This window comes from Amycolatopsis sp. NPDC059021, assembly GCF_042739895.1.
Taxonomy (GTDB): Bacteria; Actinomycetota; Actinomycetes; order Mycobacteriales; family Pseudonocardiaceae; genus Amycolatopsis.
In genome coordinates this window covers 24,687-40,091 of sequence record NZ_JBHYIQ010000057.1, presented here as the reverse complement: position 1 = coordinate 40,091, position 15,405 = coordinate 24,687, and the positions used below count along the sequence as shown (strand labels likewise).

The window sequence follows — 15,405 nt, the reverse complement described above, 5'->3', positions numbered from 1 at the left end:
TCACCCGCGCCCCGGTCGGGCGTTCCCACATCCGCGAAAGGCATCACGCTCATGTCCCACCAGCGCCCCTCGGTGTCGAGTACCGCCGTCGTGAACGGCTCCTCCTCCCACGGCGGTGACGACCTGACCGTGCCGATCTCGCGCGCCTTCATTGACGCCCTCGACACCGCCGGAGAAGTCAGCGCGGAGCTGCCGAGCACCCCGGCCGGAAACGTCCCGGCCGGCCCGACCAGCGTTGCTGACGCGGGCGAGCTGCCGTTGTCGGTGTGGGCGACCGCGCAGACCTCCCCGGCCGCGCAGCGCAAGGGCCGCTACGTGCCCGACTCGACCGCGCACCCGGCGAAGATGCTCCCGGCCGTCGCCGCGCACGCCATCGGCCACTACACCCGGCCCGGGGAACTGGTCTTCGACCCGATGGCCGGATCCGGCACCACCCTGGTCGAGGCGATCGACGCCGGGCGCCGCGCGGTCGGCGTGGAGTACGAACCGCACTGGGTCGCCGTCGCTCAGGCGAACCTCGACCTGGCCCGGCAACGCGGGCACGACCACGACGCGGAGATCGTGCGCGGCGACGCCCGTCAGCTGCCGTTCCTGCTGCCCGAGAAATACCGGGGGCAGGTCGCGCTGATTGTCACCTCGCCGCCCTACGGACCGTCCACCCACGGGCAGGTCGTCACCGCCGACACGGACTCGCCGGACGGGAAGGTGCACAAGTACCACCACCGCTACGGCAACCTTTTCGACCGTGGCAACCTGGCCAACGTCGGCCACCACCGGCTGCTGGCGGGGTTCACCCGCATCCTGACCGGCTGCGCGGCCGTGTTGCGCCCCGGCGGGCACGTCGCCATCACCGTGCGGCCGTGGCGGGAGCACTCCGAACTGATCGACCTGCCCTCGCAGATCATCGCCTGCGGCCAGGCCGCCGGACTGGTACCGGTCGAACGCTGCGTCGCCCTGCTGGCCCGGGTCGCCGACCGCGAGCTGGTCGCCCGCGGCAGCTTCTTCCAACGCGACTTCATTCGCAAACAACGCGAGCAGGGCCTGCCACTGCATCTGATTTCGCACGAGGACGTGGTCGTGCTGCGCCGCCCGCCCGCGCCCGAGACCCCGGGCGAACGCCCACGTCCCCAGCCCGCATCCGGCCCCTGGGCGAGGCGCCCGCCGGTGGCGCGGGTGCGAGACGAGTACGCGGCGATCGGGCCCGGGCGGTGGAGGGCGTGAGCGCGCGCGTGCGTTGCCCGGACTGCGGCTGGCACGCCCACTACCAGCGCCCCGCCGCGGCCCGCCGTGCCGCCGCCCGGCACCGGTGCGGCGCGCCGGAACACCCAGCGCCGCGACCGGAGGGCGGTGGGCGGGCGTGACCGCGCTGACGACGGCGGCTCCCACGCCCGCGCCGACGGACGATCGGCAAGCCCGGCGCGCAGCACACTGGGGCGCACCGGTCGGGGGAGCGATCGCGGCTGCTGGCTATCTGGCGTCGGTCGTCGCCGCGAACTGGGCCGGCACCCAGCTGCTGACGGTGGGCTGCCTGGCTATCCCCCTCGGCTCCTGTGTAGCGGGGATGGCGTTCACCGCACGCGACGTGCTGCACGAGGCCTTCGGCGCGGTGGGCGTGGCCGTGGCGATCACGGCGGGAACGGTGGCGTCGATCGCCGTGGCCTCGCCGCGGATCGCGTGCGCCAGCGCGGCGGCGTTCCTGCTCTCCGAGCTCACCGACTCCTGGCTGTATCACCGGCTGCGCTCACGCGGGCCGACGGTGGCGGTCGCGAGCTCGAACCTCGGTGGCCTGCTCGCCGACAGCGCCCTGTTCGTGCCGTGCGCGTTCGGGTCGCTGACCCTGCTGCCCGGCCAGCTCGCGGGCAAGGCGCTGGCCACCGTGGCCGCGGTCGGGATCACCGCAGCGGTGTCCCGATGCCGGGAGGGCCAATGGTGACGTTCTACCTAGGCACCCATCAACCGGCCTGGCTGGCGCGTGGTCTCGGGGTGCCGCTTCTCGTGTCGCACCGGCGCCTGGCCGAGCGCCGCACCCTGCCCCGCGCGACCGGCACGTGGGCCCTGGACTCGGGCGGCTTCACCGAACTGTCGCTCCACGGGCGGTGGCGCAGCGACGCCCGCAGCTACGTCGCGGCGGTGCGCCGCTATGCCGAGGAGATCGGCAACCTGGCGTGGGCGGCACCGCAGGACTGGATGGTCGAGCCCCACGTACGCGCCCGCACCGGACTGAGCCTGCGCACACACCAACACCGCACCGTGCGCAACTACCTGCGGCTGCGCGAGCTGGCCCCGGAGCTGCCGATCATCCCGGTCGTGCAGGGCGAGGCGGTCGCCGACTACCACCGCTGCGCCGACACCTACGAACGCCACGGCATCGACCTGGCGGCCCTGCCACTGGTCGGCGTGGGCAGCGTGTGCCGCCGCCAGCACAGCGCCGAGGTCGAGCACATCGTGCGATCACTGCATACGCGCGGCCTGCGGCTGCACTGCTTCGGCGTCAAGACCAGCGGGCTGGCCCGCTACGGCGCAGTGATCAGCTCCAGCGACTCGGCCGCGTGGAGCTTCGGCGGCCGGTACCGACCGGGCTGCGCACCCAGCCATCGCACCGAGGCGAACTGCCTGCGCTACGCCCTGGCCTGGCACGCCCGGCTGCACCGGAATCTGACCCACCTTCCGACGTCTCGCTCCGTCCCGCTCCCGGAGGACGGGCTGGCTGCGGTGGACGCCGCGCGGCCGTCGTCGCCGCGTCGTGCAGGGCGCGCTCGAGCACGCACCAGCCGTTCCCGGCCACCGGCTCGGCCGCGCGAGCGCGGCGCACACGAGCATCCGCGGGAGAGAGGGGTGCACCGATGAGCGCGTCCCGCAGCGACACCTCCCTCCACACGACACGCAGCCCGGGCGATCTGCGGTTCGTGGCCACCGACGGCCCGGTGATCGGGTCGCTGTGCACCGGGCTGGCCGGGCTCGACCTCGGTGTCGCGGCCGTGCTCGGTGGCCGGATCGCCTGGTACTGCGAGAACGATCCGCACGCCGCGCGCATCCTCGCCGCCCGTCTGCCCGGCGTGCCGAACCTCGGCGATCTGCGCGCCGCGGACTTCGCCGCCGTGGAACCGGTGCAGGTGCTCACCGCTGGGTTTCCGTGTCAGGACATCTCCGCGGCCGGTCGGCGCGCGGGTATCGAGAAAGGCGCTCGCAGTGGACTGTGGCACACCATCCTGGACGCCATTCGCGTACTTCGACCCCAGCTCGTCGTCGTGGAGAACGTCGCCGCCCTCCGCTGGAAAAACGGCGGACTCGACCGTGTACTCGGCGGGCTGGCCGACGCGGGGTATGACGTGGTCTGGCGTTGCGTACGCGCCGCCGACATCGGCGCCGCCCACCGACGCGAACGCGTGTTCCTGTGTGCCATCCCCGGCCCGGGACGGGATGCGGATGATGCCCACTCCGCAGGCGCGCGACGGCGAGCCACGCGGTCCGGCCGACCCGGCGCGGCGTCGTGCGGGCGGGCATCAGGTGAACCTCAACGACGCGGTCGACTCGGTAGTCCGGCCGACGCGGTTGCTTCCGACGCCGACGGCGGCGGACTCCCGCTCGGCGGCGATCCAGACCGTGCTCAACTCGGGCCGTCCGATCCCGGCCGGGTGCGTGACACTGACCGACTCGGTACGGCTGCTGCCGACCCCGACGGCGTCGGATGCGAAGAACTGCACCCACATCACGCACGACGGCGGACCGTCCCTTCCCGACCGCGCCCGCGCACTCAGCCCGTCGAGGGCACCGACCAACGGAACGTGTTGCGCGGCAACGCGAATCCGGGGGATTCGTAGCTGCCTTTCCCCGGGGGCGTGGGGCCCCGCTGCCGACACCGACCGCGCACGACGGTTCTTCCAACGGAATCTCCGCTGCGTCACGACAAGGAGGCCCGTCTCTCTTGGACACTCCACGACTTCTGCCGACCCCGCGGGCGACTGACGGCACGAAAGGCTGCCCCGCGCAACGGGGATCGAAGGGGGACTTGATGTTGCCCTCGGTCGTCATCGCCGTCACCACGCCCACGCGGAAAACCCGCGTGCGAAAGGAGGTGAGTGACCGTGGCGACCGCCCGCGCACCTCGCGCTCGCCGCGCCGCGCGCGATGAACCGGGGCCGGTGGACTGGGGCGAGTACGCCGCCGCCGTGCACCGCTGGGAACTCATCACCGGCCGACCCGCCCCGCACCCGACGCAACCCGGACGGCACGGACGTCCCGTGCTCGCGCCGCCGTTCGTCGAATGGCTCATGGGCCTTCCCCCGGGCTGGGTCACCGCCGCCCACCTCGATCTGCCCCGCACCGCGCAGCTGCGGGCCCTGGGCAACGGGGTGATGCCCCAGCAAGCCGCGCACGCACTGCGCCTCCTGCTGGACGACCTGACCCACCTGCACCGTCCGCCCAGCCACCCGTCGGCCGGCGCGCCCCGGGACACCAAGACCCGCGCCAGCCGACCGGCCGCGGCGCGCGGCGGCTCGACGCGCCCGTCTGGTGCCGTCCGGTCCTCGAGCGCCGCGCGCGGTCGCCGCAGCCGTACTTGCTCGCGCCGCTGAACCTGTGGTGCTCCGGGGTGAGGACACCGCCGAGCCCGCCCCGGAGCGCCACGCTCCACCCGCCGCCGACTTTCCCCAGCCCGACTTTGTGAAGGGGCTCTTCGCCATGCCCACACACAGCAGGACACGCCGCCCCGCGTCCCGTCTGCGCCGCTGGGTCCGTACCGCCCGCCACCGCCTCCAGTCGCGGTACCGGCGGCCACCGAACCGAGCACTCGCCAGCCACCCGCCTTCCGATGTTCCACCCGCGCGGCATCCGGTGACGTGGCGGTCGGCCGAGGCGATCGCGCTCCTGATCCGCGCGGGCTGGAACGTGCACCACCCGCCGTATGGCTACACCACGATGACCGTGGCCGGAGCACAGAACCGGCGCGGTACTCCCCGCACCCGCCTGACCCCGGATCCGTGCCGTGCCCCGGTGGTGCAGGACGTCTTCTACTGGCGCGCGGTCACCGGCCTGTCCGTCGAGGACATCACCGCGCGGCTCGACGCCGACCATGACCGCTACCCGCCGCCCGGCACCCACCTCTCCTGGCCGCCCGCGGCAGTCGCCGCGATCTTGACCAACATCAAGTACACCGGCTACCAGGCCACCGGCACCCGCGACGAGAACGGCGCCTTCCGGCCCGTCGAGCAGTGGGTGCTCTCCGACCAGCCCGCGCACCGCGCCCTGGTCACCCCCGCGCTGTTCTGGGCCGCCCAAGATCCCGCGACCAGCGTGAGACGCATCCCGCACCGACTACTCGCCCCGGCCCACGGATTCGCCGCCAACGGTGACGGGAAGGAGGTGCGGTGATGACGACGTCGCGTCCACCGTCCGCAGCGCGCGCCGCCACGTCGCGCCCGCCGACACAGTCCTCAGCGCGCCGCCGTCCGTCCGCGACACGGGCGGTCCGCCGATCGGGCAAGCCGCGTCGCGAGCGCTACCCCGGCCAGCCACGTGGCCGCTATCTGAGCCTCGGCGCCGGGGTGCAGAGCCTGACCGTGTTCCTGCTCGCGTGCGAGGGCCAGATCCCGCGCTTCGACGCCGCTCTCTTCGCCGATACCGGCTGGGAACCCAAACAGGTCTACGCTCAACTCGACACCGCGCGCCGGATCGGCGAGCAGGCAGGGACACCGGTACTGACCGTGTCCAGCGGCAACATTCGCCACGACACCCTGAACCCCAACGCGCGGTTCGTCACGATGCCGTTTTTCGTCAAAAACCCTGACGGCTCAAGAGGAATGGCGCGGCGGCAATGTACCGGTGACTATAAAATCCGGCCCCTGAAGAAAGCGGTCCGTGAGATCCTCGGCTACCCGCACCCACTGCGCGTGCCGCGCGGCGTGTTCGTCGACCAGGCCATCGGTATCTCCACCGACGAATTCCACCGCGCCAAGGACTCCGACGTCAACTACACCCGCAACATCTTCCCTCTGCTGGACCTCGGGATGTCGCGTTCGGACTGCCTGGCCTACCTGCGCGAGCGGGGCCTGGGCGACGTGGTCAAGAGCTCGTGCCTGGGATGTCCGTACTCGGGCAACTCCCGGCTCCGGTTCATCCGCGACACCGATCCGCAGGCGTGGACGGACCTGATCGAGTTCGACAAGGCGATCCGCCACGGCAGCCCCCGCGCCAACGCCGAGGGAAAACCGTTGCGCGGCCAGTTCTTCATCCACCGCTCCCTGCGCCCGTTAGGCGAAGTCGACCTCGACGCCACCCGCGGCCGACCCGGCGCCGAGGAAGACGATCCCGACGGCTGCTCCCCGTTCTCCTGCCGCTCCGGCGAACCCATCACGAACAGGGCCGCGCCATGACCATTCAGCCACCAAACGGGCCGTCGAGCGCACCGCTGACGGCACCCCATGTGCCCGCCGAGCCTCCGACACCGATTCAACCGGCCACGGCGCCCACCCGCTCGACCCCCGTCATTCGCCGTCCGCGTCGCGCTGACGACTCAGAGGCGCTCGCGACCAGCGACCTCGACCGCTACACCCACGAGCACTCCAGTCACGGGGTAGCGCCGGCCCCGTGGACGTACGAGGGCCTGCGCGACTTGGGGGTCAGCACTGACCTGATGACCGCGGCGAAGGTCCTGCGCATTGGACGGACCAAGGCATACAAGCTCGCTCGCACCGGGAAGTTCCCCGTGCCCGTGGTGCGCATCGGCCGCACCTACACCGTCGCCGTCGCCCACCTGGCGGATCTGCTTCAGCTCGGCGAAAGAGCCTCGTAGCAGCCGCTTCCCCTCTGTCCGCATTGGAGCGTCGATATCCGCTGACCGATACCTACGGATTGCGGGAAAGGAAAATCCGCGATGCCCAGTAGTACCAGGGGACGCACTTTCAAACGCTGCGCCTGCACCGACTCCGACAGCGGCAAGGAACTCGGCAGTAAGTGCCCGAAACTCAAGCGCCGCAACGGAACCTGGAGTTCCGACCACGGAACCTGGTTCTACCAAGTCGAACTCCCGCGCCGCGAGGACGGAACCCGCCGAACACCACCACGACGCGGCGGCTACAGCACCCAGACCCAAGCCCAGGAACAGCTCGACAAAATCACGGTCCTGATCGAGGTCGGGGAGGAACATGGCGGCACAACCCTGACTGTCGTGGGCGACCTCATCGAACGTGCCTTGCGCGCCAAGGAGCCCTTGCCCGCCCCCGACCAGCTGCGCGCGCGGATCAGCGGGGGCACCGCGGCCGAGATGCCCACCGTCGGCGAATGGTTGGAGAGCTGGCTCGCCGGGCGTAAGAAACTGAGGGCCACGACCAGGCTCTCCTACGAGACCCACATCCGCCTGTGGCTGAAACCGCACCTGGGCCACCATCTCCTCGACGAACTCTCCGTCGACCACATCTCGCGGATGTTCGACGCGATGGCCGAACGCAACGACCGCATCACCGAAGCGCTCGCCAGCAGCGACCCGGCTGTGCGGGCTAGCGTCTACGGGATGCGGACCATGAGCGCGGCCACCATGCAGCGCTACCGCGCCACCCTGCGCGCCGCGCTCAACGCCGCCATTCGCGCCAAACGCGGACGCAAGGCGGCCCCGTTGATCACGTTCAACCCCGCCACCTACGTCGAGCTGCCGTCAGGCAAGCGGCCGAAGGCGCTGCTGTGGACCCCGGAGCGGGTCCGGCGCTGGCGCGAAACCGGGCAGAAGCCGTCGCGGGTGATGGTGTGGATGCCCGGGCAGGTCGGCGAGTTCCTCGACTTCGCCTACGGCCACCCGTATTACCCGCTGTACCATCTCATCGCCTACCGCGGGCTCCGTCGCGGTGAGGGGTGCGGCCTGCCTTGGTGGGAGACCGACCTCGCCGAGCGGGAGATCACCATCTCCTCTGCGCTGGTCCAGGTTGGTTGGCAAGCCGAATTCGGCGAACCCAAATCCGAAGCCTCCGGTCGGATCGTCGCGCTCGACCTCGCCACCACGGAGATGCTCCTTGAGCACAAGGAAAACCAGAACCGGATGCGGCTGGCAGCCGGGGACGCGTGGCAGGAATCGGGGATGGTGGTCACGGAACCGGACGGCACACCGGTCCACCCAGCGAAGGTCACCGACGCCTTCTACGAGCTGGCCGAAGCCGCCGGGCTCCCACCTGTCCGGTTGCACGACCTCCGCCACGCCGCCGCCACGATCGCCCTCGCCGCCGGAGCCAGCCTCAAAGAGGTCCAGGCTTTGCTCGGACACGCCAGCATCGCCATCACCAGCGACACCTACACCCACATCCTGCCCGAACTCGCCCACGACACCGCCGAAGCCGCTGCGGCGATCATCCCCCGTAAGGGCCGCCTGCTACCGCCCGCCGCTTAGCGGACTACGCGCCCGAGTACGGATTCAAGTGCGACTGTCGTCTCGCCGGACACGGGTGGCCAGCGCAGGGCGGGTGCGCCAATGACGAGTTGGGTGATCCCGAAGCCTATGTCCGTAGTTCCGGCCAGGCAGAGCGGGTCTTCGCCGGGCGGTGCGAACGGTAATACAGCACGATGCTGTATTATGGCAACTGCGGTTGTGATGTATTGCGACCGCGTGGGAACGGGCATCTCCTCGCAGGAAATGCCCGCCCCCACGCCGTCAACTAGCGCCCTCGGGAGACCAACCAGTGGTGCGCTAGGCCGTACAGCGGGTTTGTGGCCAGCTGCACGGCGATGGCGAGGCTGACGTGGCCTGCCCAGCAGGGTGGGTCACGTCGCTTCCTTTTCACTTTGCATCGACATTCGCACATGATCTTCACCTCCTTTTCGGTCCGAGAGTGGACCAGCCGGAATCACTTCCGGCCTCCCCGTTGGGGAAGTCGAGATGGAGGTGCTGGCGTGCGTTTGCCGTATCGGGTGGGTCCGACACGGTCACTCTAGCGCTCCGGCATTCCCGCGCTGAAACGCCCCCGTGGTAAGAAGCGGCTGTCTCGCTGTGGTGTCGGAACCTCGCAGATGGCGGGTTTTCAATGAGGCAAACCTGTGGCAGAAGCGGGCTGTCGCTCCTCTGGAGACGAGACGGCGGATGGCTTGAGGTGGGGGACCGAGGCTAAACCGGAATGAATTAAGTTTCATGGCTGGTAATGGCTTCTCGGATAATAATCGTGGTCATAGTGATTGTTTGGCGGTAAGTGTGAACGCAGCTGATAGTCGCGGATGGCATCAGCGGTCAAGTCGGAAGTCTGGACGTGTGCTGACGCGGCGCGGCAGGGGCTTGGCGTAGATGTGCTGGTAATCGGTGCTACGCGCGTTGACGTCCGTGGCGGGGTCGGCCTCGATGGGGAAGTTTGAGTACGACTCGTTCCACGGAGGTGGAGAGCGGCTCCGGGCACACGTCGAGGTCGGCGATCCCGCAAACCGGGTCTGCGAGCTGGGCGGCGACGTCGGTGGCTGCGGGCCCACGGCACCAGCGAACTTTCGCGGCGTCGCCGACAGTGTGCATGTCGATCCAGTCCGCAGACTTCAACAGAAGATACCGGCGGAGAACCTCACTCATCAGGCCCATGGGGTACAGCTCGCGCAGGTGCGTGAATCCCGCCTCGGCGATGTGCGTTTCGCGTGGCGAGGATTCCCAGAATGGAATGGCGGGTGACCGGGTGTCGCGGACGAAGTCCCTGGCCTGCTGCCATCTCGCGCGCGTCACGCCATGCAGGCGTGCCAGCGCGGTGCGACCACCCTCGCGCAACACCAAATCGAGGTGGCCGCGGGCCGGAGACGGCCGCAATCCCATCACCCCGTAGGGCTCGTCGTCGATTTGCATCGGCAAGATCGCGGAAAGGAGGTGATCCAGTGCCTCGTCTGTGACCTGCAACCCGATGCGGTGGCGAGACAGGCCGGCCTTGACGATCACGTGCACCTGCCCGTCGACGGTCCCCCGCACACAATGCACGCCATCCACCGCGCGGCAAGCCGCCACCAGCAAACCCGCTTCGAGAATCTGCTGCAGGTATGTGCCGGCCGAGGGCATGAGCGGCCCGGCCTCGGTGCGCAGCTGTCGCCTGATCTCTCTGTTGCTCTCGCCCGTGCACCGGCGGCGTGAGATGAACCGGTCATGGTCCGACACGTGGCCACTGATCGGCATGGCACCCAATTCCCAGCGCACGCTGCCCGGCCAGCGCCGCTGAACAGTCCAGCCGACACCACGAACGAACTACAGGATCTTGCAGCACGGACGACGTCCCGCCGGACGACTTGAGAGGCACCCACTCCCAACCGGGCAAGGGAGGAGCCTCTACGGCAGCCGCGAGCTACCGAGCCGAAGCGTACAGCACCGATACGGGAGCAGGTTCGACCCGGCGGACGCGTGTTCCGCGTTGTCAGTGCCCGCGGTTTCCCCCTTCGCGAACCGGTCCGAAGTTTTGCTGATCGACCGGCGGCTGAGGAGTTTGGACTCCGCGTGGTTGGCGTGTTGGCCCGATCCCGCGGTTCATGGCCGGTAGGGTGCGTGGCCGACGTTGACGAGAGGGGCAGCGTGCTGCGGACGGTGGCCGACCGGTACGTCATTCTTCCCCAGCTGGGGCGTGAAGGTGGCGCGTCCACGGTCGTCAAGGCGACAGATGGGGAGACCGGGCGGCAGGTCGCGGTGAAGCTCATCCCGCGTGTCGACACGGACAGGACGCATCGGGTGTTCTTCCGCCGCGAGGTGGAGGCTCTTGGCCGGTTGAGCCACCCGAACATTGTCTCGTTGCTCGATTACGGGGAGGACGACGGCGAGGACGCGTTCTATCTGGTGTTTCCGTGGCTGGAGCAGGGGCTGCGCGAGGTCCTTCCGCCAGGTGACGAGATCGGGTGGGACGACTTCGCCGACCGGTGGGCGCTGCCCTTGGCCGACGCGTTGGCCTATGCCCATGAACGCGACGTGGTGCACCGCGACGTCAAACCCGCCAACATCCTCGTCAACGACGAGGGGGAGCCGTTGCTCGCCGACTTCGGGATCAGCAAGATTCGCAGCCGGATGGTCACCGAAGCCACCGTTGCCGAGTTCACCTCCCGCCCCTACGCACCACCTGAGCTGGACGAGATGAGCAGCGCCGCCCGCGACACCTGGGGGTTCGCGACGACGGTCCTGCGCTGCCTGAGCACCGGCCCCTTCACCGACTATCCGCACATCACCGCCGCGCTCGCGGATATCGATGTGCCGCGGGACGTTGAGGCGCTGCTGCGGAGGTGCACCAGCCGCAATCGGCAGGACCGGCTTCCGAACGCGATCACGCTGCGCGGCGAGCTGCGCGAGATCCAGAACCGACGCAACCGCAAATGGATCACCCAGCGCGCCGCCCAGCTCACGATCCGGGACGCAGCCGCCCGCAAGCTCGCCCCGCCGCCGTTCGACCAAGACGCCGAGGCCCTCGAACGGGCCCTGCGAGCGGAGTTCGCGCACGGCAGCCACCTCGCACGCTTCTTCGACCCGTCCTTGGGCAGACGCGTATCCGACACATTCGATCTGGTGGGCGAGCACCGGCGGCTGCGGTTGGCGATCGCCCCGGGCAACCTCTCATTCATCGTGACCAAGCAGATCAACGCCGATGAGAGCGCGCTGCACAGGATCCGCAGGCACGGCTGGCCCGTCGCCGAAGAAGTTCTCTGGACCTCACACCGCCAACCACCGGCTGAGGCACGGCGGTCGATGGAGATGGTGCTGGCCGCGCTCGACGAGCACTACACCCGTGTCGACGAGGCAGACCAGCTGCGTGACGAGAACCGTGTCTTCGACGTGTGGCTGGATCTGCTTGACGCCAAGGACGATCTCGAGCACGCGCGCTCCGGCCCGCTGCGCTACCGGTCCGCGGAGATCGACGGGAAGCGCGTGCGGTTCAGCCTGGACAAAGCACCTGATTCCGAGATCGTCGGGCAGGAACGGCTCTGCCGCCCCCTGGACCCCGACGCACGCGACGATCGCGCCGCCGGGTCCGGTGTCGTCGTCGCGCAGCAGGGCAAGATCGTCATCCTCGCGTTCCCGGAGCGCCCGACGGCCGTCCCACGCACGGGAGACCTTGTCCTCGACACGAGGGCGAGCCGGGCGGCGTTGAGACGGCAACGTGAGGCCGTGGTCAACGTGCGGTCCGGGATCGCCGTCCGGCCGCAGTTGCGTGACCTGCTGGTCGATCCCCGGCGTATCGCCGCACCGAACGTCCGTGCTGAACCGACCTGGTTCAACGAGACGCTGGACGACGACAAGCACATCGCGGTGACCCGGGCGCTGGCCAGCCCGGATTTCTTCCTCCTCGAAGGGCCGCCGGGCACCGGCAAGACCGGGTTCATCACCGAGCTGGTGCGCCAAGAGCTGCACCGCAACCCTGAGGCGCGGATCCTGCTGGTCAGCCAGACCCATGTCGCGGTCGACAACGCCTTGGTCCGGCTGGCCGACGCCGGGCTGGAGGACCTCGTCCGGCTCGGCAAGACCGGGGACGACCGGATCGCCGAGCCAGCTCAGCGGCATCTCCTGGATCACCGGATGCCCCTGTGGGTCGCCGAGATCCGCGCCAACGCGGAGCGGCACCTGGCCCAGCTGGCCGCGGACGCGTCGGTGGAACTGACCGACGTCCAGGGAACGGGCGCGCTGCTCGAACTCGTCGCCGCACTCAACGACCTGGCCACGGCGACAGCCAAGCTGGCCGACCTCACCGGAAATCAAGCACACCCGCGACCGACTTTGCCAGCCGAGGCCGATGAGAACGACGCCACCTCCGACGCCGACACACTGCGCGAGCAGATGACTCGGCACTCGACCCGGATCCAGGAGCTGCGTGAGCGCGCCGGATCCCTGTTGGGGCCGGCGAAGATCGACTCCCTGCTACCTCCCGACGCGGATCTGACGGCCGCCGCCGTGCGCGCCGCGGTCCGCTCGCTCACCGAGGAAATTCCGCGCCTGGGGAGGCTCGCCGACATCCTCACCCTGCAGGGCGAGTGGTTCCAGAGGATCGAGTCCAGCCGGGATCTCGAAGGGGTTCTCCTGCATCAGGCCCGGGTGGTCGCCGGGACCTGCATCGGCTTCATGGCGCATCCGGCCGTCCGGGATCTCGAGTTCGATCTCTGCATCCTCGACGAGGCCTCCAAGGCGACCGCCACGGAAACCTTGGTGCCACTTGCTCGCTCCACACGGTGGGTGCTCGTCGGTGACCCGAAGCAGCTCCCGCCGATGCACGAGGAGGTCCTCGACCACGAGGACCTCATGCGCCGACACGATCTGGAACGCGCCGACGTCGAGCGCACCCTGTTCCAGGACCTCCTGCTCAGCGCACCCGAAGCGGCCCGGCACCAGCTCACCCGGCAGTACCGCATGCACCCCGGTATCGGCGACCTGGTCTCGGCCTGCTTCTACGAGGGCGCCCTGCACTCGGCGGCCAAGCCGGAACTGCGGGGCTGGGACCGCCTGTTCAAACCGGTCACCTGGCTGGACACCACCCCCTCCAGCACACGCAGGGAAACCCGAAACGGCACCAGCATGGTCAACCACTACGAGACCCAGGTGATCAAGCGCGCCCTGACCGAGCTGCGCTCGGCATTGCAGAACGCCACAGTGAGCACCGGCGACGGCCGGGCGTTGCGCGTCCTTGTCCTGACCGCGTACCGCAAGCAGATGGAGGAACTGCACCGCGCCGTAGCCGGACTCGGCTCGCCGCTGCTCGACATCGAGGTCAACACCGTCGACGCCGTCCAGGGTCGCGAATCCGACGTCACGTTCTTCTCCGTCGTGCGCAGCAACGACCGCGGCGAACTCGGCTTCCTCGGGCAACGGCACTGGCGGCGAATCAACGTCGCGTTGTCCCGGTCTCGGTTCGGGCTGGTCATCGTCGGCGACGCCGCCTTCTGCGACAACGCACCCGGACCGCTGCGGACGGTCCTGACCCACATCCGCAAGCATGCCAAGACTTGCCGGATCGGAGCGGCCCGAACATGACCGACGCCACCGTCATCGCGGCGCGCCGCTACAGCGAACTGCACCCCGGCTACCACCTGGTGACCGCGGTGGAGGCGGCGATCCCGTTCTCCTGGCTGACCCTCGAAGTGCTGGCGCAACAACGTAAGCCGCTGCCCGTGGTCGACGAATTCGTGCTGCGGTTCTGCCAGCAGGGAGTGGACACGATCACCGGGGTCGCCGGCGTGCTGGGCATCGACGAGGACGCGGTACGGGCCGCGGTCGCCCAGCGGCTGTCCGAGGAGCACCTCGACTACCGCCCGGATCCACGTCCCGAGCGCCACGGCGCACGCCGTATCAGCCTTACCCGTGTCGGCACCGTAGCCGTCACCGATCTGCAGACCACCACACCCCAACGAGCCGACCACCTCCAGGCCTTCGACCGGCTCCTGTGGGACCCGGTATCCCGGAGGAAGTCCGAACTGCTTACGTGGGCCGACATCGCCGCACGCGGGATGATTGTCCTGCCCGCTGCCCGGACACGAGACGTGAACACCGGGGAGGTCACCCCACGCGCGATCAACCGCCTCCTCACCCCCGGCGATCAAGAACGTGCCCGAGTGGCATCCCGCAGGCCTGGCGGCAGCGAGATGGTCGAGGTGCTCGCGGTCGAAGCCGTGACCCGCCAGCACCTGCGCTACCTGCCCGTCGTGCTATTGGTGTTCGCCGCCGTCGGCTTCGACGACGTGCGACTGACCATCGTGGTCGACGACGTTGTCAGCGGCCCCCACGACCAGGCCCTGTCCGAAGCCGGCGGCGCCGACAGGCTGGGCATCAGCGTGGAGCCCCCGCTCGGCGAGCCCGCGCTCCCCCCGCAGCTGCTTGCTCAGCGCGCGCCCCACGACACCGTGCGCGGCCTCCAACGGCGCGCCGACACACCACCACCCGCACCCGAGCACGGCACACCCACCGACGACGACAGCGCCACAGCACGGGCCGAACTGGCCGCGCTCACCGTCCGCTGCGTTCCCACCTTCGAACACCCCGAGCTGCTCACGACCGCGCTGGTCAGCGCACGGAACCGCTTCCTGCTGGTCACCTCACACCTGCGCGACGCCGTCATCACCGACGACCTGATCGCCAAGCTGCAAGCAATGCTGCGCCGACGTGACCTCACCGCCCGCATCGCCTACAGCCTCGGCCACCCCGACAGCGACCACGACCCCCAAGCTCTCGACCGCCTCCAGCGCCTCGCCAACGCCCATAACAACCTGACCCTCGCGCGGATCGACGATCGCCTCCCACACGACCTGATCTTCGACGACACCTGGGTCAACACCAGCTTCGACTGGCTGTCCTTCCGAGACAACCGAAGTCGGGTATACCGCCGCGAAGAGGGCACCCTCATCCGCTCCACCGACGCCGTCAACGATCGATATGCCCATCACACCTCCGTGATCGACTCGGCGATCGTCACGTGATTCTGCGCGCCCACCACCGCCAGCCGTGGAGAG

General features: G+C 69.5%; 12 protein-coding genes. 11 read left to right on the top strand and 1 reads right to left on the bottom strand.

What is annotated here, in order from left to right; genetic code table 11:
• The first annotated feature begins 51 nt into the window (after positions 1-51).
• From ACFWX1_RS29235 to xerC, 9 genes are all read left to right on the top strand, one after another.
• Positions 52-1,221, top strand: a complete 1,170-nt coding sequence (locus ACFWX1_RS29235) for a TRM11 family SAM-dependent methyltransferase (RefSeq protein WP_378392691.1) — start codon at positions 52-54, stop codon at positions 1,219-1,221.
• 136 nt (positions 1,222-1,357) lie between these two features.
• Positions 1,358-1,933: a VUT family protein gene (locus ACFWX1_RS29230; protein WP_378392689.1), complete on the top strand. Its 576-nt coding sequence runs from the start codon at positions 1,358-1,360 to the stop codon at positions 1,931-1,933.
• A complete protein-coding gene (locus tag ACFWX1_RS29225; protein ID WP_378392687.1) occupies positions 1,927-2,847 on the top strand; it encodes a hypothetical protein in 921 nt (306 codons plus the stop codon). Before ACFWX1_RS29230 ends, ACFWX1_RS29225 begins: the two co-directional genes overlap by 7 nt.
• Positions 2,844-3,821 carry a DNA cytosine methyltransferase gene (locus ACFWX1_RS29220; RefSeq protein ID WP_378392685.1) on the top strand — a complete coding sequence of 326 codons (978 nt, stop codon included), beginning with the start codon at positions 2,844-2,846 and terminating at the stop codon, positions 3,819-3,821. Before ACFWX1_RS29225 ends, ACFWX1_RS29220 begins: the two co-directional genes overlap by 4 nt.
• 258 nt (positions 3,822-4,079) lie before the next feature.
• Positions 4,080-4,574 (top strand): hypothetical protein, encoded by a 495-nt coding sequence (locus ACFWX1_RS29215; protein ID WP_378392683.1) that lies wholly within the window; start codon positions 4,080-4,082, stop codon positions 4,572-4,574.
• Positions 4,575-4,833: 259 nt separating this feature from the next.
• Positions 4,834-5,370 (top strand): recombinase family protein, encoded by a 537-nt coding sequence (locus ACFWX1_RS29210; RefSeq protein ID WP_378392681.1) that lies wholly within the window; start codon positions 4,834-4,836, stop codon positions 5,368-5,370.
• Between the two features lie 173 nt (positions 5,371-5,543).
• On the top strand, positions 5,544-6,371 hold the full coding sequence (locus tag ACFWX1_RS29205) for a hypothetical protein (RefSeq protein ID WP_378392679.1): 828 nt from the start codon (positions 5,544-5,546) through the stop codon (positions 6,369-6,371).
• 260 nt (positions 6,372-6,631) lie between these two features.
• Complete coding sequence (locus tag ACFWX1_RS29200) at positions 6,632-6,790, top strand: helix-turn-helix domain-containing protein (RefSeq protein WP_378392677.1); 159 nt, start codon at positions 6,632-6,634, stop codon at positions 6,788-6,790.
• An 81-nt stretch (positions 6,791-6,871) separates the two neighbouring features.
• Positions 6,872-8,371: a tyrosine recombinase XerC gene (gene xerC, locus ACFWX1_RS29195; protein WP_378392675.1), complete on the top strand. Its 1,500-nt coding sequence runs from the start codon at positions 6,872-6,874 to the stop codon at positions 8,369-8,371.
• A 903-nt stretch (positions 8,372-9,274) separates the two neighbouring features.
• Here the strand turns inward: xerC and ACFWX1_RS29190 are convergent.
• On the bottom strand, positions 9,275-10,114 hold the full coding sequence (locus ACFWX1_RS29190; protein ID WP_378392673.1) for a hypothetical protein: 840 nt from the start codon (positions 10,112-10,114) through the stop codon (positions 9,275-9,277).
• A 363-nt stretch (positions 10,115-10,477) separates the two neighbouring features.
• Between ACFWX1_RS29190 and ACFWX1_RS29185 the strand changes: the two genes are divergently transcribed.
• Positions 10,478-13,933 carry an AAA domain-containing protein gene (locus tag ACFWX1_RS29185; protein ID WP_378392671.1) on the top strand — a complete coding sequence of 1,152 codons (3,456 nt, stop codon included), beginning with the start codon at positions 10,478-10,480 and terminating at the stop codon, positions 13,931-13,933.
• Positions 13,930-15,372 (top strand): hypothetical protein, encoded by a 1,443-nt coding sequence (locus ACFWX1_RS29180; RefSeq protein ID WP_378392669.1) that lies wholly within the window; start codon positions 13,930-13,932, stop codon positions 15,370-15,372. The genes ACFWX1_RS29185 and ACFWX1_RS29180 overlap by 4 nt, the downstream gene beginning before the upstream one ends.
• The last annotated feature ends 33 nt before the right edge of the window (positions 15,373-15,405 follow it).

Excerpts from the sequence above, each read along its gene's own strand:
- ACFWX1_RS29235 (WP_378392691.1), top strand. The coding sequence starts at position 52 with ATGTCCCACCAGCGCCCCTCGGTGTCGAGTACCGCCGTCGTGAACGGC.
- ACFWX1_RS29225 (WP_378392687.1), top strand. The coding sequence starts at position 1,927 with ATGGTGACGTTCTACCTAGGCACCCATCAACCGGCCTGGCTGGCGCGT.
- ACFWX1_RS29220 (WP_378392685.1), top strand. The coding sequence starts at position 2,844 with ATGAGCGCGTCCCGCAGCGACACCTCCCTCCACACGACACGCAGCCCG.
- ACFWX1_RS29200 (WP_378392677.1), top strand. The coding sequence starts at position 6,632 with ATGACCGCGGCGAAGGTCCTGCGCATTGGACGGACCAAGGCATACAAG.
- xerC (WP_378392675.1), top strand. The coding sequence starts at position 6,872 with ATGCCCAGTAGTACCAGGGGACGCACTTTCAAACGCTGCGCCTGCACC.
- ACFWX1_RS29190 (WP_378392673.1), bottom strand. The coding sequence starts at position 10,114 with ATGCCGATCAGTGGCCACGTGTCGGACCATGACCGGTTCATCTCACGC.
- ACFWX1_RS29180 (WP_378392669.1), top strand. The coding sequence starts at position 13,930 with ATGACCGACGCCACCGTCATCGCGGCGCGCCGCTACAGCGAACTGCAC.